Origin of the sequence: Eubacterium sp. AF34-35BH (assembly GCF_003477765.1) — a bacterium.
Lineage (GTDB): Bacteria > Bacillota > Clostridia > Lachnospirales > Lachnospiraceae > Eubacterium_G.
Genome location: NZ_QUDZ01000006.1, coordinates 192,339 through 213,680, shown reverse-complemented (window position 1 = coordinate 213,680; position 21,342 = coordinate 192,339). Strand labels below are relative to the sequence as shown.

At 33.7% G+C, this 21,342-nt stretch carries 17 protein-coding genes; 3 read left to right on the top strand and 14 right to left on the bottom strand.

Translation table 11 applies throughout. From position 1 onward, the window contains the following. Nucleotides 1-14: 14 nt before the first annotated feature. The 4 genes from DWZ69_RS08715 to DWZ69_RS08700 form a co-directional block, all read right to left on the bottom strand. Nucleotides 15-968: a sugar ABC transporter permease gene (locus tag DWZ69_RS08715; protein WP_118436770.1), complete on the bottom strand. Its 954-nt coding sequence runs from the start codon at nucleotides 966-968 to the stop codon at nucleotides 15-17. Beyond that, a complete protein-coding gene (locus DWZ69_RS08710; RefSeq protein WP_118436768.1) occupies nucleotides 968-4,090 on the bottom strand; it encodes an extracellular solute-binding protein in 3,123 nt (1,040 codons plus the stop codon). The genes DWZ69_RS08715 and DWZ69_RS08710 overlap by 1 nt, the downstream gene beginning before the upstream one ends. Nucleotides 4,091-4,174: 84 nt before the next feature. Next, nucleotides 4,175-5,863, bottom strand: coding sequence for a hypothetical protein (locus DWZ69_RS08705; protein ID WP_118436766.1), 1,689 nt, complete (start codon nucleotides 5,861-5,863; stop codon nucleotides 4,175-4,177). 484 nt (nucleotides 5,864-6,347) lie between these two features. Further along, nucleotides 6,348-7,142, bottom strand: coding sequence for a hypothetical protein (locus DWZ69_RS08700; protein ID WP_118436764.1), 795 nt, complete (start codon nucleotides 7,140-7,142; stop codon nucleotides 6,348-6,350). A 438-nt stretch (nucleotides 7,143-7,580) separates the two neighbouring features. On the opposite strand from DWZ69_RS08700, the gene DWZ69_RS08695 reads away from it, so the two are divergent. Further along, nucleotides 7,581-8,297, top strand: a complete 717-nt coding sequence (locus DWZ69_RS08695) for a lysophospholipid acyltransferase family protein (RefSeq protein WP_117999809.1) — start codon at nucleotides 7,581-7,583, stop codon at nucleotides 8,295-8,297. A gap of 240 nt (nucleotides 8,298-8,537) precedes the next feature. Further along, nucleotides 8,538-9,002, top strand: a complete 465-nt coding sequence (locus tag DWZ69_RS08690; protein ID WP_117999808.1) for a hypothetical protein — start codon at nucleotides 8,538-8,540, stop codon at nucleotides 9,000-9,002. A 512-nt stretch (nucleotides 9,003-9,514) separates the two neighbouring features. On the opposite strand, the gene DWZ69_RS08680 is transcribed toward DWZ69_RS08690, so the two are convergent. The 3 genes from DWZ69_RS08680 to murI form a co-directional block, all read right to left on the bottom strand. Continuing rightward, a complete protein-coding gene (locus DWZ69_RS08680; RefSeq protein ID WP_118436762.1) occupies nucleotides 9,515-9,856 on the bottom strand; it encodes a hypothetical protein in 342 nt (113 codons plus the stop codon). A gap of 345 nt (nucleotides 9,857-10,201) precedes the next feature. After that, nucleotides 10,202-10,621: a DUF1934 domain-containing protein gene (locus DWZ69_RS08675; RefSeq protein WP_118436761.1), complete on the bottom strand. Its 420-nt coding sequence runs from the start codon at nucleotides 10,619-10,621 to the stop codon at nucleotides 10,202-10,204. Nucleotides 10,622-10,658: 37 nt separating this feature from the next. Continuing rightward, nucleotides 10,659-11,474 (bottom strand): glutamate racemase, encoded by an 816-nt coding sequence (murI, locus tag DWZ69_RS08670; RefSeq protein ID WP_118436790.1) that lies wholly within the window; start codon nucleotides 11,472-11,474, stop codon nucleotides 10,659-10,661. A gap of 163 nt (nucleotides 11,475-11,637) precedes the next feature. Between murI and spoIIR the strand changes: the two genes are divergently transcribed. After that, nucleotides 11,638-12,321: a stage II sporulation protein R gene (gene spoIIR / locus DWZ69_RS08665; protein ID WP_158573375.1), complete on the top strand. Its 684-nt coding sequence runs from the start codon at nucleotides 11,638-11,640 to the stop codon at nucleotides 12,319-12,321. Here the strand turns inward: spoIIR and ispE are convergent. The 7 genes from ispE to DWZ69_RS08630 all read right to left on the bottom strand — a co-directional run bounded on the left by ispE (nucleotide 12,318) and on the right by DWZ69_RS08630 (nucleotide 21,215). Beyond that, nucleotides 12,318-13,178 carry a 4-(cytidine 5'-diphospho)-2-C-methyl-D-erythritol kinase gene (gene ispE, locus DWZ69_RS08660; RefSeq protein WP_118436757.1) on the bottom strand — a complete coding sequence of 287 codons (861 nt, stop codon included), beginning with the start codon at nucleotides 13,176-13,178 and terminating at the stop codon, nucleotides 12,318-12,320. The genes spoIIR and ispE overlap by 4 nt on opposite strands. A gap of 190 nt (nucleotides 13,179-13,368) precedes the next feature. Further along, nucleotides 13,369-14,913 (bottom strand): SPOCS domain-containing protein, encoded by a 1,545-nt coding sequence (locus DWZ69_RS08655; RefSeq protein ID WP_118436755.1) that lies wholly within the window; start codon nucleotides 14,911-14,913, stop codon nucleotides 13,369-13,371. 51 nt (nucleotides 14,914-14,964) lie between these two features. After that, a complete protein-coding gene (locus tag DWZ69_RS08650; RefSeq protein WP_117999795.1) occupies nucleotides 14,965-15,378 on the bottom strand; it encodes a protease complex subunit PrcB family protein in 414 nt (137 codons plus the stop codon). A gap of 83 nt (nucleotides 15,379-15,461) precedes the next feature. Next, nucleotides 15,462-17,201: a phospho-sugar mutase gene (locus DWZ69_RS08645; protein ID WP_347475110.1), complete on the bottom strand. Its 1,740-nt coding sequence runs from the start codon at nucleotides 17,199-17,201 to the stop codon at nucleotides 15,462-15,464. A gap of 173 nt (nucleotides 17,202-17,374) precedes the next feature. Then, nucleotides 17,375-18,358 carry a CotS family spore coat protein gene (locus tag DWZ69_RS08640; RefSeq protein ID WP_117999793.1) on the bottom strand — a complete coding sequence of 328 codons (984 nt, stop codon included), beginning with the start codon at nucleotides 18,356-18,358 and terminating at the stop codon, nucleotides 17,375-17,377. 55 nt (nucleotides 18,359-18,413) lie between these two features. Then, a complete protein-coding gene (locus DWZ69_RS08635) occupies nucleotides 18,414-19,784 on the bottom strand; it encodes a CCA tRNA nucleotidyltransferase (RefSeq protein WP_118436753.1) in 1,371 nt (456 codons plus the stop codon). A gap of 24 nt (nucleotides 19,785-19,808) precedes the next feature. Continuing rightward, nucleotides 19,809-21,215, bottom strand: a complete 1,407-nt coding sequence (locus DWZ69_RS08630; RefSeq protein ID WP_347497501.1) for a PLP-dependent aminotransferase family protein — start codon at nucleotides 21,213-21,215, stop codon at nucleotides 19,809-19,811. Nucleotides 21,216-21,342: the final 127 nt, after the last annotated feature.

Here is a 21,342-nt window from a genome sequence, read left to right as displayed (position 1 = left end):
ATGTATCCTCCTTTCTAATATTCTTCTTTTTCTGTAAATAATGTGTTAGCTACTTTACTACATACCCATACCAATGCAAGAAGTGCAACTGATACTGCAGCTGCATAACCCATCTCGTATCGGACGAATGCATAGTCATCAATATGGTTGGCTATCAACTGACCTGAATAATCAGGTGTTGGGTTTGCACCTGCCAACGCTACACCTATCCAGCCCATGTTAAATGCGTTTACAATTGACATAACCGCACCGAATAACATCTGTGGTTTCATTGATGGGACTGTAATATAAATAATTTCCTGGGCTCTGTTTTTGATACCATCCACATAAGCTGCTTCGTATAATTCCTGGTCGATGTTCATAATACCTGATAACATGGATAAGAATCCAATACCCATTGATGACCATAATGATATGAATATCATAATCTGCATAAAGTAGTCAGATGATATTAACCACTGAATAGGCTGATTTATAAAGCCTAATTTCTGCAACCATGCATTAGCAAGGCCACTTTGGTCACCTGAGAAGATTGTTTTCCATATAACCTGAATCATAATCTGACCTGCCATAGATGGTGTGTACATTGCTAAAGCATATAGTGTTCTTGCTCTTGGAGTAACCTGAGCAAGAATCCATGCCATAATAAACGATAATACATAACCACCAATACCAACTACAATAGCATAAAGTACAGTGTTAGGTAAAACGTATTTCATGAAAACTTCATCACCTGTAAAAAGAGTAATGTAGTTTGTTAATCCCGCAAACTTCGGTGTATTTATAACATCAAAGTATGTAAATGATAAACCAATAGCTATAATTATTGGTAATAAGATAAATGTAAAGAATAACAATCCGTAAGGAAGCAAAAGTAAAAATGAATGAAATCCTTCAGTCTGGTAGAATTTTTTACCGACTTTTGACTTTGTGGCTGTTTTCTCTACTGCTGCAGCTGCACTACTCATTATTTGCTTACCTCCTCTTCCGGATTAGCTTTCGCTTTATCCTGATTTTCTTTTATCCAATCATATCCACGAAGTTTGAATTTCTTAACCATTTTTCCGTTCTCGTCGTAGTATCCAAGTTCCTGCATCTTACGTACGATTTCCTTGTTAATATCATTCTTAGCTTCATCAACAGCTACCTGACCGGCTGTTCCGTCGAATACCATTGTTGTCCAAATATTAGAAATTGTTCTTTCTAATAGGTACTGACCAGGTGTTCTTGTAACGTCTGTTACATAGTCAAGCTGTTCAGTAATAACCTTCTTATCAGCTTCATCCATTGGGTTATTCTGTAATGCCGCCTTGTTAGCTGATAACCAGAAGAATGTCTTACCATAAGATGAACGTAATGTATAAGTATATTCTGTCTGAACTTTTTTGCTTGTCCACCATTTTAAGAATTCCCAAGATTCATCTTTCTTATTTGAAGTCTTGAAAATTGCTCCACCTGTACCATTTGCAACGAATGTTCTGTCAATGCTACCATCTTCCTGTTCTGTTCCAAGATATGGAGCGATAGCCCATTTGCCCTGCAATTCTTTTGCTCCATTGTTAATCAATGTATAATCTTCCATTCCAATAATACCAATTGGATCAGTTGAATATCTAAATGAGTTAAAGAAGGTCTGTACTGATGTTTCAAGTGAATACTTTGTAAATAAGTTACCTAACAATGACAATCCCTTTACAGATTTCTTAGAATCAATACCTGTTGTAACAAGTCCGTTTTCGTCCTGAGTATATAATTCTCCACCATTCTGTAAAATCATTGGGGATGTCTGGTAGAACCACTTGTAACCTGTTGTACCTAATGCAATGTTATGGTAGAAGTTCATACCATATCTCTGTAATGTTGGTAAAATATCTATTAATTCATTCCATGTACTTGGAACTTTAAGTCCTAAGTTGTTAAAAATGTCGGTTCTGTAAACTATAGCGTTAAAGTCTGTTGTTTCAGGAATTGCATACATACCTTCATTGTATACGTATGATACAAAAGATCCTGTTGGGAATCTTCTTGCCACTGTCCAGAAATCATCGAACTTTGTTAAATCATATAAAGCACCACGACTTGACAAATCAAAAGGTACATAAGACATAAGTCCTAATGCTACGTCAGGTGTTTCTTTCGCTGCAATAGCCAATGTTAATTTTGCAACATCAGGCATTGTAGAAACTTTAACCTTAATGTCTTTTCCTGTTTTTTCTTTGTAATAAGGAACAAACTCTGTATCTACCATTTTCTGTAACAAATCTACATGAGTGATAGCTCTATTTACCCAAATAGTTAAAGTCTTGCTGTCCTGAGTTGCTCCTGTAGCATATTTATCAGATGTAAATGTATTTACCAATGTTCTAATTGATGTCCACATTGAGCTACCTGCTGATGGGTTTGGTTTTTCAATCTGACCTTTATCAGCAGTTACATAAATTCTATCTAAAGTAAATTCATTTGCTGTAACTTCTGTTGTGAAATTACTTAATGAAACTAAGATAGAGTTATTAGCTCCCGTTAAGTCAGCTGTGTGCAAAGCAATTTCATCAGGATATTTCTGCATATCTTTAATAAACTGTTCCGCTTCATCTAAATATGTAAGCACTGCACTTGAGTTTCCATTAGGTGAATAATCCTGAAGAATATATCTAATGTGCTGAATTACTGTCTTATATGCTTTTAAATATTCTGGAATTTCCGGTATATATTTTGTCATTTTCCAGTTACGTTCTGTATCAACATCACTACCTGTAATCTTTGTAATTTCCAATTCAAAATCAGTAATGTGCTGTTGAAGTAATAATGCATATCTGTAAGCTTCCATTACAGGCTGGTTTTCCTGCTTAATAGAAATTGTATGTTTACCTTCTGTTAAATAAATGCTATATGCATTACCATCTTTGTCTGATAATGTTTCATTAGCGTAACCTGATGAAACTGGTGCGAATGCGTAGTTATAAAGTTCGCTAAAAGGTACTTCTCCATCAATCTTAATTGTTTCGAAAGAATCAAATTCTTTCTTTCCATTATCGTAATGGAAAGTAAGATTATAGTTACCCGCTTTTTTTACATTAATAGTATATGTAACTTCAATACCTGCTGCATTCCACTGTAATGTATTCAATTTTTCTTTATCTATGTTGAATCTTGTAAGTGAAGATTTTGTTTCAGATCCATATACTGCATCAGATGAATTTTTCTTAGTATAGTATACTGCATCAACCTGTAATGCATCATCACTATCTTTTACTAATTCTGCGTTACTATGTTCTGATGCGTATTCCTTATATGACTTAGTGCTGTCTTTTCCTGCTTCTACCTGAAGCTTACCAACTGCTAAACCACCTGATGATACGTTTTCAATTGTAATCTTATTAACACCCTTCTTTAAATAGAACGAGAGGGGCAAACTTGAAACGTATGTATTGTTATATAAATATGTATTTGTCCATTCCTGAACTCTATTCTGACTTGGTGCGATTTCATCGCCATAGCTATCTAGTGGAAAACTCTTTTTCTTATCACTACCTACATATGTTTTTGTGTCTTCATCTGCCCATATGATTGGTAATGCAATAGTGTTCATTTCTGAATACTGCTGTTTTCCATTTACTGCAAGTTTTACAGTATAATCAGACAATGATTCGCCAATAGAAATGTAATCAAGGTTCAAGTAATATAAACCTTCTTTATCTACTTTGACTGTATATTCAGCCTTATCATTATAATTCAATTCAGTCATTGTTGAATCATAGTTTGTAACAGCCTTTGGTGTTGTGTCATCAGTGCTGTTTTTCTTCTTATTGTTATAGAACTTATTTGTATCAATTCCGTCTTTCAAACTAGCAACATGAGTTCCTTCACCAATTGTTGTGTTCTTCTTTATGAAATCGGTGTAGTAAACTTCTGCTTCTTCTCCATCGCTTAGATAAGCTGTAGAAAGTAAATTATATGCTTTTTCAAAAGTGTTACTATCTACATCTTTGATATGTGATGTTTCTGTTTTGAAAACAAATTGTGTTAAAACAAGTGCAGCAACAACGATACAAACTATAGCTATTATAATAGTAGTAATCTTCTTTTTCATTGTTGTCCTTTCCCTTTTTCACAAAAGCGGAACTACTTTAACGGCAGTTCCGCTCTTATGTTTATAATAATTAATTAGTAATTACTATTTAGCCTCAATATTATAGTATTTCTTTAAAGCATCTTTAAGCTGTGTCTGAGCTTTATCAATACGTTTGTTGATTGTTGAATTCCAATCTGAAAGTTTAGCCTTAACATTATCAGCCCAATCCTTATCTCCAGGCCATGCTCCAACTACCTGTTCATCACCATTATGATTCCATTCATATAATGTATCTTTCTTTTCTCCGTTTTCAGTAACTGACTTAGTCCAGCACTTTTCGCATGTATCGCCGTAGTCAACAACTGTGTTCTTGCCTTCTTTCCAGATCTTAAGAACTTCCTGGAATCCTGCTTTGTCTTTGTAAAGTTTATGAGCATCGATGCTGTTCCATAAATCCATCTGTTCATCATAAGCCTTGCCTGTTACAACTGGGAATGAATCTCCAGCTGCAAGTTTCATTTCTCCGTTTTCAGAGAACTTCTGAGCATTAATTGCTTTCTTTGCTACTGTTGAAGCTGTCCAGAATGATGCGAATGTGTAAGCTACATCTCTCTTCTGTGTTTCTGACTTGCTCCATTCTGTGTTTCCATCATCCTGTGCGTAGTTATGTATACACATTGGATCCATAACGATCTTAACGCTGTTTTCTGTATACTTAGTTGATGGGAATGGATAATAATCCCAATCAGCAGCCTTGATGTATGCATCGCTGTCCTTTGCTGATTCATCAGCACCTGCTGTTAAGAACCAAGGCTCTGTTGTGTTAACTAATGTTCTGTTGTTTGTGAAGTAGTACCATGTATAAGCCTGGCTTTCCTGAACGATTTCCTTAGTTAAGGCACCTGAACCTTCTGCAGAATCGATTGTGTGATCTGACCACTTAGGAATGTAACTTAATAATGATTTAACTTCTTCATTATTTAAATCAACTTTGTTTTCCTTAGTAATGTTTCTTGCAATTGCTTCTGTTCCGATGTTGATGATTGTTCCAGGAATTGCTTTAATTCCCCAGAATGTCTTATCATCAGCCTTTGTGACAAATCTTGTAAATTCATCAATTGTCCAATCTGGGTCTGGAATGCTAATGTTGTTATCTTCTGCTAAAGACTTGTTAACCCAAACACCCCAAGGGATTGTGTATGATGGAATACCAGCCTGGAATCCATAATAGTTTAACTTATCCATAAGAGATTTATTGTATGACTTATATGTTTCATCATCTTTGTAAACTGATAAGTCAGCAACTAAACCTTTCTTAACATCTGATGTAACATCTGTTGAAGCCCAAATATCAGGATACTTACCGTACTTAGCCTTGAAGTTTTCCATTTCTTCTTCCCAAGTTGCTGTATTGTACTGATCTGGGTCACCGCTCTTTGACCAAAGATTAATCTTAATGTTAGGATATGCTTCATGGAACTTCTGAGCCACTGCATATACCTGTGCAACGTTGCTTGCTGTAATGTTCTTTGCATCTGATAATTTCTTACCAGCTGTGCTGTCAGGGTTTCCGATATCTTCGTAATACTTTCCATCACCTGACCATACCATAATTGAAATGTCGCCCTTTGTATCAGCATTCAATCCTGTTGTAACTCCTAAATCTTTTGGACTATCAACACTTCCGTCCTTTCCATCTGAGCTACCTGAGCCACATCCTGTTAATAACATTGATGTTCCCATAACAACTGTTAGTGATAAAGCTAATGCTTTACGGCCTAATTTTTTCATTTTATTCTCCTCCTTATTGAAAAAATTTTTTCACCTACACTAGAATTCACATAGTGACTTCCTTAATAACGATTTTATCACAACAATATGTACAAATCAACAATAAAAAACGATTTTAGGTTCTTTTTTATTGTACTATTTTAACAACAGTTCTTTTCTGTTTACATAAAATGTTCACACTTTTGAAACTATAGTTGATTCATTTTTATTGTTAATTTATTAACAATTACCATATAATGGGCAGTTCAGGGAGTTTTGATACTTTTTGCTCATTTTTTTCTGTTTTACATAAAAGCTTAATTGCCTATATTTACTAGGATTGAAATGTTTTTTTAATTTATCTTATTTTTTGTTATTTTGACAATCTTTAATGTGAATTTTTTATGCAATATAAATACCTATTGCTCAAAAAAAGAAGATTTGCCATCCAAAAAGGGATTAAGCAAATCTTCTTTTTATATATTGTATTAAGTTAAGTTCTTAATTAGTTGTTTTCTCTTTTTCTAGCGAATACAACAATAACTGAAGCTGCTACTACGGCTGCTGCTGCACAAGCGATTGGTGTGAAGTCACCAGTTGCTACTGTGCTAGGAGCTGTGCTAACTGTACCAGTCTGACCTGACTGTGTACCCTGTCCGGCTGCTGCTGTTGTTGCTGTCTGTCCAGCTGCTGCTGTTGATTCAAGTGAGTATCCTGTACATGTAATTGTTGTACCCTTACCAGCTGCATCACCATTACCATCACTGATTGATTTAGCGCCACCTTCAGCATATGTATATAAATCTTTTTCATCTGCTCTATCACCAAAGTCTCCACCTAAACCAAAGTAGATAGATGTTGCATCACACTTAGCTGTGAATGTTTCGTTAATTGTAGTGTTCTGACCTTTCTTTAACTTAACCCACTTTGCAAATGCAATGTTTTCTTTTGTTGCAACCTTAACTACAATCCACTTATCCATGTCGCTTGACTTTAATGTACACTGTAATTTGTATTCCTGACCTTTCTTAATGTCAACCTTGCCGTTGCCCTTTTTTGAATCCTGGAATACCTGGCATCCCCAGACACCACCCCAACCGATTGTCTTCATCTTACATGTCCATGATGTATCTGAGTTCTGTGTAAACTTACCATCTGCTGCTTCGTACCATGTGTGTCCTGGCTTGCCATCGAATCCAATGTAATCTCCCCATGTAGATCCTGCGAATACACTAACACACATACCAACTGTAAGTGCAAGTGAAGCTACTACAGCTGTAAATCTCTTTAATGCTTTCATTTTATTTCCTCCTCTTAATAAAAACGCGAACTACTCGCTATTTAATGTTACTATAGCACGAACATGTACCCAATTCAACAAATAAAAATGTTTTTATTAGTGTTTCTATTACTTTTTACAATTTCTTTGGTAAAATACTGTATAATTTCACCAAACATCTCATTATAATTACCGTGTCAAAAATTCTTCCCGTATTTATGTTAGAATAAAGGCGGAGGGCAAACATAGTAATCTGCCGGTATATACATAATATAAGTATACAAGTGAAGTAATACTGACCTTTTAATCTTCGAATCTTTTTATTTATTAAATATTGTGGTAACATTATTTATTATGCAGAATCTACTACAATGCCGTTACTTTATGCATGAAACATATTTGTATACGGAAGTACCAGGTTGTACATATTTATAATAATATTTCTACAAAGGAGTTTTTATGATAAGACTAATTATTTTACTTGTTTTTTTAATTGTATATTTTATTGTCTCTTTACCTATTCAATTATTGGAATTAATTTTAGAAAGATTTAATATGAATGCCCGCAATAAAAGCAGCCTTGCTTTTGTCAACTTTGGCTTAAGAATAGTTCAGCTTATTTCAGGAGTCAAACTGGAGGTACATGGCTATGAAAATATTCCAAAAGACCAGGCAGTATTGTTCGTAGGTAATCATACAAGTTTCTACGATATTATTGTCACATACCCTTTAATGAAGCGACCTACAGGTTATATAGCAAAGAAGGAAATTAAGAAGGTTCCATTTTTAAGTTGGTGGATGTATTTTGTAAACTGCATCTTTTTAGACAGAAAAGATCCACGTGCCGGTTTAAAATCGGTACTTAATGCTGCTGACATGATTAGAAATGGTATATCAATTTTTCTTTTTCCTGAAGGCACACGTTCAAAAGACTGCAAACTTGGAGAATTTAAGGAAGGTAGTTTTAAGATTGCCACTAAGGCAAAATGCCCTGTTGTTCCTGTAGGGATTCAGGGAACATATAATATTTTCGAAAAGCAGCAGCCACGAATCAAGTCCTCGAAGGTTATTGTTACTTTTGGCAAACCTATCTATACTGACCAGTTAGACAGAGCAGGACAAAAGCAGCTTCCTTCTATTGTTAAGGAACAGGTTCGAATTTTATCAAATCAGTAATCAATTTACAAAACAGATTATTTTTTCATCATTCTTGTTTGATTCAGAGATAGTTTTAGGACAAAGAATATTGCTTGTGACATTCTACGCACCCAATGCGTGCCCTCCCGCAACTATTTTCTTTTTGCATCAGGGTGTATCCCTAGTGGAACGTTTATTTATGTTTATTCTTCGTTAATGTTGTCAATTAAGTGATAAAATGATAGAATATCACAAGATTAGTTTATATGGAGGTACAAAATGAATAACATTTCACCATTGTTAGCTCTAAGCGGACTATCAATTGCACTTATTGTAATCGTAGTAATTCTTTTGATTGCCGTTATAGCGCTATATTTTATTGGAAGAAAAGCAGAAAAGAAGCAGGCAGAGCAGCAGAAAACTATGCAGGAAAACTCACAGTTAATTAGTTTATACGTTCTAGATAAAAAGAAACTGAAGTTAAAAGATGCAGGACTTCCTAGTATTGTTTTAGAGCAGACACCTAAGTATGCAAGACGTGCTAAATTACCTATTGTAAAGGTTAAAGCCGGTCCTAGAGTTATGAATCTTATTGCTGATGCAAAGGTTTACGAAACAATTCTTCCTAAACAGGAAGTTAAAGCAAGAGTTAGCGGAATTTACATCACATCATTTAAAAGAATCCGCGGACCTGTTTATGAAGCTCCAAAGAAGAAGAAACGTTTTGGACGAAAGAATAAATAGAATAGTTTTAATGTAATAAGAAATTTTGAAGGTATTTCTCATTACATTAATAGAAATAAGCTACATCGAATTAATCTTTCAATGTAGCTTATTTTTTGTTTTAGGGAAGCTTTACGCTTCCCTATTATTTTAATCATATATTCTTTGCTTAATACATTATTACAATCGTATGCAAATTGCTTTTGGCATTTTACAATGGATATATTTTCTTTACATTTACATAATTTATTATGTTTTTGTATACTTATATTTTAGCTGATTACCGATTATACCAATTATATCCGGTTATTTTTAGCTACTTCTTAATAATTACCTTCTTAACAGAACTCCATGGTCCCTTTACCTTACCGTTTATTCCACGTACTCTTACATAGTACTTCTTCTTAGCCTTAAGCTTTTTAAACTTGTAAGATAATTTTGAAGTAGTAACTGTTTTTACAGATTTAGTGAATTTCTTGTTTAATGCACACTGAAATCTTTGTTTTCTTCATCATATGATGTGAAATCTAAATCTACCCTTGAGAAAGAGTTGTTAAACTTTTTCCGCTTTCACCTACTGTAGCAACTTTTGAATTGTCTACAGAATAAGTAACCTTCTTATCCAAAATATATGAAGGTTCAACTTCTTCGTAAAGTCCAAGTTTAGATATTTTACCTGTTACTGTCAATGTGTTTAAGTCACTTGAAACATTAACAAAATCTTCATTGCCGTCTTTGTTCTTAACTGAGATATTAGAATCCTGCGGCACTAATGATGTGTCAATAACCAAACCTTTGGTTGTGTACTTTTGATGAGCACTTACTTTATCGGTTCCAACAAATGAAATACTGGTAACGATTAAAGCTATCGCCATCAAATAGCTTAATACTTTTTTTCATAGTATATCCTCCTTAAATTTTTGCATACTCCTATATAATGTCATAAAAAAAATGATTTTGTATCAAATTTTAAAAGATAATGTGGAAATATTAGATTTTTGATTTAACATAAAATATATAGCAATAGAAACGTAAATGAGTATACAAAGTCAGGCTAAAAGGAAATAGAGTTAAATCGAGATAGGATCACGAAATAGAAAACGTAGATAGAGTGGGAAATAGAAATGAAAGTATACGCGAAAACAAATCAAAAAAGTTGAAATCTTCAAATGATACATAACTACATTCCCTGCTATCTATCCTCAAGATTTCAACTTTTCTTAACTGTGCATGGCACTAATATCAATTTCATTATCAGAAACTTTGTTTCCATCCACATGAATCTGATACTTGATTTTTAAATTCACATCATCGTCATCATCGCTAACCTCTATTTCCTTGGTAAGGACCTCAATTAACAAATCTCCCATAGGAGTGCTGTACAATGACTGCTTCTTCTGGTTCTCCTGAAAAATCAGTTTTCCATCTACCTGACCTTTTCTTGTAATTTCAACAATATCATTGTTAAACTTAATCATATTGCTTGTCTTTGTGTTTTCGTCATTTTCATATTCTTCATATAGTAGGTAATGTTTGTCTTTTTTTAAGTAATGCTTGCCTTTCGCAATTACTTCAACATTATCACCTGTATTTTCAACTATCTGTAATCCTGAAATTTTAATTACTACATTCTCATCCATATTACATTTCCTTAAACTTTAATCTCATTGCATGGAATTAATATTCTTCAATATTAATTCTGTTTGTTTCGTCAATTTCAAACGGCATAATTGAATTAGCAAATGTTCTGAACTTTTCAGCCGCATCACTTACATAAAATTCATAATGTGGCTTTGCATTATTTTCAGCACTTATACCATTTTCTTTTAACATTTTCTTTAAACTAATGGCTGTTTCATAGGCAGGGTTTACTAAATTAACCCCCTCACCCATTATTTTCCTGATTGTGCTTCTTAATAGTGGATAATGAGTACAGCCTAAAATCAAACTGTCTATATCTTTTTCCTTCATTTCATCAAGATATCGTCTTGTAATCTCATCAGTAACCGGATCATGTAACATTCCCTCTTCAACTAATGGTACAAAAAGGGGACATGCTTTTCCAAAAACTGTAACTTCCGAATCAATGCTATGAATGTACTGTGTATATAACTCACTATTAATTGTTCCTTCTGTTCCAATAATTCCGATTCGTTTATTAGTTGTATTCTCAACGGCACTCTTTGCTCCCGGCTTTACAACGCCTATTGCAGGAATATCCAATTCTTTCTCAATTGTATCTAATGCAAAAGCACTGGCTGTATTACAGGCAACAACAATTGCCTTAACCTTCTTTGTCTGTAAAAATCTAACAATTTGGCGGGAATATCTAATTATTGTTTCCTTTGACTTGCTTCCATAAGGAACTCTTGCTGTATCCCCAAAATAAACAAAACTTTCATTTGGAATCTGTCTTGCTATTTCTCTCGCAACAGTTAATCCTCCAACTCCGGAATCAAATATACCAACTGGTGCGTTATCAAATCTATCCATAAAAATACTTTCACCCTTCTTTTTTTCACGTCTTTTTATTTTACCTTTATTCAATAAATTATTCAATACTCTTATATAAATTGAGTTGATTTTTGAATATAAAAAAAATAATCGGCAACACTCTTTATGTAACATGATTATTAATTGGAAAGGAATTCTAAAAATGAAAAATAAATTTTTAAGTTCAAGTGACAATATGTCTAAACATTTAAAACATAATTACTTAAATTCAATAAAATCAAAATTTAAACGTAATAAGCTACTGCTTCCTTACATACTTTTATTTCTAGGGTTTATGTCATTTATTCTTTTTTACAAAATGGAATATTCAGCTGCAAGTACAGCTCTTGCTAAAAACACAATCAGATTTCATGTTAGGGCAAACAGTGATACCGTTATTGACCAGACTCTCAAATTAAAGGTAAAAGATGCAGTTGTTGACTATATTTACAGAGAAACCAAGGAACTTAATTCTCTTAAAGAATACAGCTTGTTCATTACTACTCACAACGAAAAGATTTTGAACATTGCTCAAAAAACAATTGACGAGAACGGGTTTGATTATAACGTAACTTCTAAATTTGGCAAAGATGACTTTCCAAAGAAAACTTACGGGGACGTAGTTTACCCTGAAGGTGAGTACACTTCATACACCATATATATTGGCAAAGGAAAAGGACACAACTGGTGGTGCGTCCTTTATCCTCAATTATGTTTTGTAGATGCAAGTTCCGGCACTGTCCCGGATTCTTCAAAAGAGCGTTTGAAGGATTCCTTGGGCGAGCGGGAATACAAAACAATTATTAAATTTAAGTATTTAAAGTTTTTAAATAACTTTTTGGATTAAATAAACTTTGTTAGATACAGCTGCTCTGTTAGTTCTTTAGAATCCAGAGCTTTCATTGCAGCCTGTGCTTTTTCCCTGTCATCGAAAAGTCCGAAAACTGTTGGGCCGCTACCACTCATAATTGAATTTAACGCGCCATTTTCAAGCATAATGCTTTTTAGTTTTTCAATAACGGGATACTCTGACACAGTTACTTCTTCCATAACATTATATAAAAGATCTGAAAGTTTGTTCAAATCCTGTTCTTTTATTGCTAAAGTCATCTGTTCAATGTCAGGTCTTTTGGTTATTTCGTCAGGTCTGATATGCCCGTAAACATAGGCTGTTGAAACTGATATAGGCGGTTTTGCAATGATTACATGGCACTGTGGTGGTGTAGGTAGCGGTGTTAAAACTTCTCCTATCCCTCTTGCTATTGCAGTTCCACCAAGCACACAGTAAGGAACATCTGCTCCCAGCTTAACTCCACGTTCCATAAGCTGTTGTTTTGACAAACCTAAATTAAACATTTCGTTAATGCCAATTAAAGTTGTTGCGCAGTCAGAGCTACCGCCTGCCATTCCACCTGCAATTGGTATTCTTTTGTGAATTGTTATTTCAACTCCTGACTTAATTCCAAATTCATCAAAAAGCATTTTGGCTGCCATATATGCCAAATTATCCTTACCGTTGGAAAGCACTGCTGCATCAGCTTTTACAACAATTTCTTCTCCTGCTTTTTTTTCAATAATAACGTCATCATAAACATCTACCATTTGCATAATCATATCCAAATCATGGTAGCCATCAGGTCGTTTTCTAATAACATCAAGACCTAGATTTATTTTTCCATAGGCTTTTAGCTGTAACTTATCCATACATTTCTCCTATTTTCGTTAATCTCTATTTTTCATATTTTCTTTTTTAATTACTGTTTAAGTATACTTTTTTTATAATTTATTTACAAGTTTGTTCACATTTTAACTCTTTGTCATCTATTGTTTTGTAAAATTAGGCTTTCTTTAAAGTATTATCTTTATATGTTTATTTTGTAAATGTTTTTAAGTTCTACTGACAATTTTTAACCAAAAGTAGTTTATCCCCTTCTCTTATTTTTTCATTTTCCAACTGATTAATTTTCATAATATTGTCAACGGTGGTGTAATTGGCCTTTGCAAGTTTCCACAGGGTATCGCCTTTTCTTACAATATATCCTTTAAGGATAGGGGCGTCATTAAACTTTGCCCAGTCAACAGGCTTTTCTTCAATGTCCCAAACGAAATTGCATTTTTCTTCTTTAAAAACCATAGCCTTTAAAGCTATTACTGATTTTACTTCCACCTGGTTTGTACTAATCATGTTAGAACTTACCTGCTCAACTTTCCAGTTAATATAGTATTTGTCGTCTTTGGAAATTCCCTCAGTATCAATTCTATGCTCAAAATCAGTTTCCTTTGTCTGACAGCAAATTGAATAAATATCATCTGAGGAAATATAAATTATTGTTGCCCGAATCTTACCTGTTACCCTAAGGTTGTTTTCCCCTACTGAAATATTATCAATTTGAAGTCTTGTATCGCTATTGCAAATTTGTAAAATATGTCCCTTACTTTGGTCTACATCAATTTTTATAATATTCTTTGTTCTGGACTCATTTTTTACTAACAGCTTTTCATATTTCTGTTCTTTTTCCATTGGGCACAAATCCACATCCGGTGCGTATATATCTTCCAAAACATCCATCTTGTTTTCTTCGTATATCTTTATAGATAATTTAAGTAATGCACTAATATCCAAATCTTTCATCTCGTTGTCCTGATTCATTGTGGCTTCAAGTTCTACATTATGAATATCCCCGCAAATATAAGATATTAAATCTTCTCTTGCCTCAGGTGCCTCTAATGTGCCGCTAAAATCTATAACAGTATCAAACCACTGGACGGGAATCGACTGTTCTTCCGGAGTGTACATAATAAAAACCTTCAGCTGACCTGATAAATGAATCATGCCCTCCAACATTTTGGTTGTAAGTTTTCTGATTTTTACATCGCTCCAAATTATTTTCTCTATTGCGGGACTACCTGATGGCAACGAAATCCTTTCATTAATTCTAAAGGTTTCATTTCTGTCTGCTAATATCATGAGATTTTCAATCGTTTTATATTTAGTCATTGTATTTTCTCTTGAGATAGCACATACCGCCTCAATATCTTCTATTTTTTCAATATTAACATTCGCCATAACCTGAATCTTATATATGTAATTTCGGTTGTCAATCATTTTAATTGAACCCGATAAAATAATTAAATCCACGCTTGCCTTAATATTTTCTTCTGTAGTATTAATTTTAATATTTTCTTCAAAAGGAATCTCCCCTGTAACTCCTGATGGTGCATTGTCTTCTCCGTAAAACATTATTCCGTAGGAAATATTGCCATTAATTATAACCTGGTTTCCTCTAATGATACCACTGTCTAATGTAATCTTTTCCTGATGATTTATTATGCTTTCCATTGATTGCTCTGGTAAATTACACTCCTTTGTTACATAAAAAGTTGCCCTTTGACTTTCTACTATTTTATTCATATGAATATTACTTTTCTCTAATTCCATATTTCCCCCTTACCTTTAAATCTTCTATAATCTATGCATTGTTTCATTTTCTTATTCATTAAAAATTACGCTTTTATCGCTATACTCTGTTTTAACAACAATTACGGGATAAGTTACATTCTCCTCGTTGGTGTATTCTTTTGGGCCGTTAAACTGAGTTTTTATATATATGGCATTGTCACTTTCATACATTTCCTTAACTTTTATGGAATAACCCTCGTACTGTTGTCTACCGTACCCAATAATAATATATGTATATTCATTGTTGCTGTATGTAACCTGAAACTCCTTGTCTTTTCTTTTTTCAATTATCTCCTTCACTTCTTTTGGCATTTCATTTTCTGCCACAACAGTATAGTCCATGTCTTTTACTTTTGTTTTTTTGATTTTTTCATAGCCGCAGGCAGATGTAACAACAATAGCTAACGTTAGTACCAGCAGAATTTTTATTTTATTTTTTCTCATAAAAAAATCACCATAATATACCTTTATTAAAATATATTATAGTGATTTATTTTTATTCTTATTATGTTTTTGTTTTAATAATATTACTTGAGCATTTCATTTACCATGTTAATCATGTATGAACCAAGGTCAGCTAATTTTGCCTTTGAATCATCAAAGTTTTCGCCCTTAACTCCATAGTAGAATTTAAGTTTTGGTTCTGTTCCTGATGGTCTGATACAAACCCACGCACATTCACTTAAATCAAGATATAAAACATTTGACTTTGGAAGACCTGTTGTTGTAACATCACCTGTTTCCATGTTTGTTACTGTATCAGCTAAGTAATCTCTTACTGAAAGAACCTTGTAATTATCAACTGTAGTTGGTACATTTTCTCTTAATTTTTCAAGAGTATTCTGAATCTTTTCAATTCCTTCTTTACCCTTTAATTCGATTGACTGAACGCCATCACTCCAGTAGCCGTATCTCTCATACATTTCTTTCATCTTATCCCAAAGAGACATTCCCTTTGTCTTGTAATAAGCTGCTGCTTCACATAAAGCCATTGAGGCAACGATAGCATCCTTGTCTCTTGCGTGTGTTCCAATTAGGCAACCATAACTTTCTTCAAAACCAAATACATATGTACCTGTGTGATTAACTTCGAAATCAAGCATCTTTTCACCAATGTATTTGAAACCTGTAAGAACTTCAAATAAATTAATGTTGTAATACTTAGCAATATCATTTGCAAGATTTGTACTAACAATACTCTTAATGAAAGCTCCATCACTTGGAAGCTGTCCTTTTTCCTTTAACTGGCTGATTTCATATTCAGCAAGTAAACAGCCTGACATGTTACCTGTAAGGATGTGATATGTTCCAGGCTTGCTACCTTTTACATAAACGCCAAGTCTGTCTGCATCAGGATCTGTAGCAAGAAGTAAATCTGCTCCTACTTCATTACCTAATTTAACCGCTAATTCAAATGCTTTTGCTGATTCAGGGTTTGGATAACCAACTGTTGGGAAATCACCGTCAGGTAATTCCTGTTCTTTTACTACATAAACATTTTCAAATCCAAGTTCCTTTAACACTCTTCTTACAGGAATGTTACCTGTACCATGAAGTGGTGTGTAAACAATCTTGATATCTTTCTGTACTTCCTTAATTGCATCAGGGTTCTTAACCTGAGTCTTAAGAATTTCAATATATTTATCATCAACTTCCTTGCCAATCTGGATGTATAATCCATCAGCAACTGCCTGATCTTTGTCCATAGTTTTTACTTTGTTGTAATCCTTTAATGCAGCAACTGCATCCATGATTCCAACATCGTGTGGGGGTGTAATCTGTGCACCATCTTCCCAATATACTTTGTAGCCATTGTATTCTGCCGGGTTATGACTTGCTGTTACATTAATACCTGCAATACACTTTAACTCTCTAACTGCAAAAGATAATTCAGGTGTAGGTCTTAATGAATCAAAAACATAAGCCTTAATTCCGTTTGCATTTAAACATAATGCTGCTTCATCAGCAAATTCGGGTGACATGTGTCTTGAATCGTATGCTATTGCAACACCTTTGTCTTCTCCATGCATCTTAATAATATAGTTAGCTAATCCCTGTGTTGCCTTTCTAACTGTGTAAATGTTCATTCTGTTAGTTCCGGCACCAATAACTCCACGAAGACCTGCTGTACCAAATTCAAGTTCCTTGTAAAAACGATCTTCAATTTCCTTATCATCGTTTTCTATTGCTTCTAATTCTTTCTTAGTGTTATCGTCAAAATAAGGGTTTGTAAGCCATTCATTATACAACTCTCTGTAGTCCATAATTACCTCCTATGTTTCAATCAGAAATGTCTGTAACTGTTTTCATCCTACAGGCATAAGGTTCAAACTAATTCAAACTTTGACCTTTTTATATATTTTTACAATCATTACACATAATATCACAAACCCTAAATAATTAAAACTATAAAATCATTTTTATGTTTTACTTTTGCTATTTATCCCATATTTTCTATAAATTTTCGTCTTAATTTTTCCATTTTTCTGAACTGTTTCAATTTATCTTCATTTTTTTCAGAATACCAGGCTTTGTTAGAATTATAGTAATAATTTATTATTTTCCAGAATTTTTCCGGATAACTAAGAAGACTTTTCAATACTGCCCTCTCCATATCTGATAATTTTCTTACTGAATCATATGCCTTAATAAGTTCATTTCCTAAAGCAATGTTCCAGTTATTTTTTTCAAGCACTTTTCTGATAAAGTCATACAAATCCTGAACTGACGGACTGTAGGAAATTTTCATCATGTTAATCATGATTATTTTATTTTCCTTAATTAGTACATTGTGATAATTGTAACTTCCATGATAAATTGTCTCGCTGGCAATGCTTTCCTTATACAGCTGTTCATACCGGGAATTCTTAATTGCACCTAAAGCCTCCACGCTTTGTATGTAATATTCCTCTATAATGTTTTGAAGGTACATTTCAAAAGCATTTTTGTTTTTTCTCTTTTTTATGTAATTTTTTATACGCAATATTTCACTACTATGTTTATTCATAACTTCAAGCAGATTTCTTCCCTTATGAAATTTCTGCTCTTTAAAAATATCCGTTGTATTTTCTGTTGCGTTATGAAATTTTGCCAGATTTTCCACTGTAAGTAGCAGATGTTTTCTATTTGTGTTATTGCAGTCTTCTCCATCAAACCATTTTTTCAGAATATACGCATAGCCGTCCTCACTTATTGAAACATATACTCCTTCTTTGTTTGCTATAACACTATCCGTTACAAACCCTGCTTTTTCCAAATAATCATAAAAGGTACTCATTAGAACCATTTTTTCGTTGCTATTGTTGTATTCCATTAGGAGATATTTTCCTTCATCTGTTGTACAACCATAGTTTCCTTTTGTTCTGTAAGTACCTTTTATGTTTAAATCGTATTGTTCTAACACTGTTAATGCTTTTTCGTTCATACCTTCCCTCCATATTTTTAATACATTATCTAAAAATATGAAAAAAGAAGCCTGTTTAGAACATTGTTTTTGCTATTTCCATTAACGATTCTTTGTTATTCAATTGTGGTTTCTGTATTACACGTTTAAGCAGTTCATCAAGTATGTTTCCGATTATCTCACCTGTTGGACAGCCTGCTGCTATTAAGTCTCTTCCTGATACAGCCATGTCACCTTTGCAGGTGCATATATTATTTTCCACAATGTATTCGTACTGCTCTTTTGAGTAAATATATGCCCCCATGCCTTTTTCTCTGCCGTATTGACTTTTCCCCTGAATGTCAGCATACGCAAGTTGCAAATACATATCGTAAATATCTTTGCCAATTATATTTACACTTTTTCGAATCTGAACAGGTTCTTTTTTGTCCGCCACCGGTCTGTCATCGTGATGTTCCACCAGTCTTGTTACAAGCTTAATTGTTTTGTTATCCATTTTCAGTCGCCTTAAAATGGTCGAAACCATCTTAGCTCCCACATGAGCATGACCGTAAAAGTGCATTCTTGTTGGCTCCTTCTTGTCATAAGTTACTGAATCAGGTTTTCCCACATCGTGTAACAATGCAGCCCATCTCATTTCTTTTGTTGGTGGCACATTCTCCATTACCTTAATTGTATGTTCCCCTACATTATACATATGATAAGGGCTTACCTGCGGACATTCCATCATGGCGTCAAATTCAGGAAGCACCACCTTAGTTATGCCTGCCTCATAAGCTGTTATAAGTTTGTCAGGATGATTTGACATTATCAGTTTCTCTAATTCCACATGAATACGCTCTGCACTAATATTTTCAAGAGTGCCTGCCAGTTCTTTTATGGCTTCCATTGTACCCTCTTCAATATGAAATCCCAGCTGCGCCGAAAATCTTACTGCTCTAAGTATTCTAAGGGCGTCCTCCCTGAATCTTTCTCTTGGATTCCCTACGCATCTTATTTCTTTCTTTTCTATATCACCAATTCCGTCAAAAGCATCTACCAAACCAATTCCCGGATTGTATGCCATGGCATTAATGGTAAAATCTCTTCTTTTTAAATCCTCTATTAAATCTGCTGTAAACTCTACACTTTCAGGATGTCTGCTGTCATTGTACTCACCATCAATTCGGTAAGTAGTTACCTCGTAACCTACTCCCTTAATTAAAACTGTAACCGTTCCATGTTGAATTCCTGTATCAATTGTTCTGTAAAACAACTCCTTTACCTGATTAGGCAATGCTGAAGTTGTAATATCCCAATCCTGAGGTTTTCTGTCTAAAATAGTATCTCTTACACATCCACCAACAGCAAACGCCTCGTAGCCGTTTTTTTCCAAAATATCTATTATTAATTTTACAGACTTTGGAATGTCTATTTTAAATTCTTTGTTTCCGTTATATTTATTCACTATAATAATCTCACTCTTTCTTTTTTATTCCAACGCGTTGTTCATAATAGTCAGTGCTTTTTTCAGCTTGTCTTCAGGCACCGCAGAATAATTAATAATGAACTTATGGTCAAACTCTTTTAAATCATTATAACAGTAATCAGATACACATGAAATATTTATATTGTTTTCCCTTAGTATCTTTTTGAACCGGTTATCGTCGATTTCTTTTTTTATTCCTAAAATAAAATGAAGTCCTGCGTTTTCCTCTTCTATTGTAACCTTAGGATATAATGCTGACTGTTTAATGGCATTTATTATTTTGTTTCTGTAATCCCTGTAATAATTTCTCATTCGGTTAATATGTCTTTCGTAATAACCTCCTGCAATAAAATTTGCCAAGGTATACTGTTCAAAACTTGAAACAGTACCTGAATAAAAATTAAGTTTGGTATGGAATTTTTCCATTAAGCTGTCCGGCAAAACCATATAGGCAATTCTTATTGATGGTGCAAGAGTTTTCGAAAAAGTATTCATATATATTACTCTCTCCTTGTCCATTCCAACCATTGTAGGAATTGGTCTGCCTGAAAATCTAAACTCACTGTCGTAATCATCTTCAATAATAAAACCATTTTTTTCTATTGCCCAATGGATTAAATGCTGTCTTCTTGATACAGGCATAACTCTACCTGTTGGAAAATGATGAGATGGAGAAATATGTACTGCATCAATCTTTTTTCCTAACAGCGCCTTTGTTTGAATTCCTGAATTATCTATTGGTAAATGTAAACATTCCACTCCATTACTTTCATAAACTTTTCCAATTTTTCTATAGCCCGGGTCCTCTACGGCAATAACACTATCTCTTCCAAGTAACTGAACAATAATGCTATATAAATATTCTGTTCCTGCACCAATTATTATGTTCTCTGCATCTACTTCCATACCGCGAAATTCCATTAAATGGTTTGCTATGGCTTCCCTAAGTTCCACTACGCCGTTTGGTAATGGGCTTGAAAGAAATGAATTCTCTCTGTCTAGTAAAGTCTGTCTCATTATCCTTGACCATATAGAAAAAGGAAAACTGTCGTACATTATGTGATTGGAATTGAAATCTACTAGCCACTGCTTTTTTGTATCCTGGATTTTCTTTTTGATTTGCCCACTTCTCAAGGATACTTTTGTTTCTACTATTTTTTCCTTGTTTCCGTTAATTCCACCATTGTTTAAATATTGTCCACTTATTTCACTGGCAAAATATCCACGCTTTTCTTTCGAAAAAATATATCCCTCTACAAGCAATTGGGCATAAGCATTTTCCACAGTGATGACACTTATGCTATGATTTTTCGCCATGGTCCTTTTTGATGGCAGTTTCTCCCCCGCTTTGATTTTGCCTGACAAAATGTCATTTTTTATGCAATTATATAAATACTCATACAGAGACATTTTTCCTCTTTTTTCAAAATCATATGTTAGCATATAGTTTTTACCTCTGTTACTTTTTAATTATTTATTTCATCTATAAATTCTTAATAACATATTTTAGCTACTAATATATTACCTTATATCATCT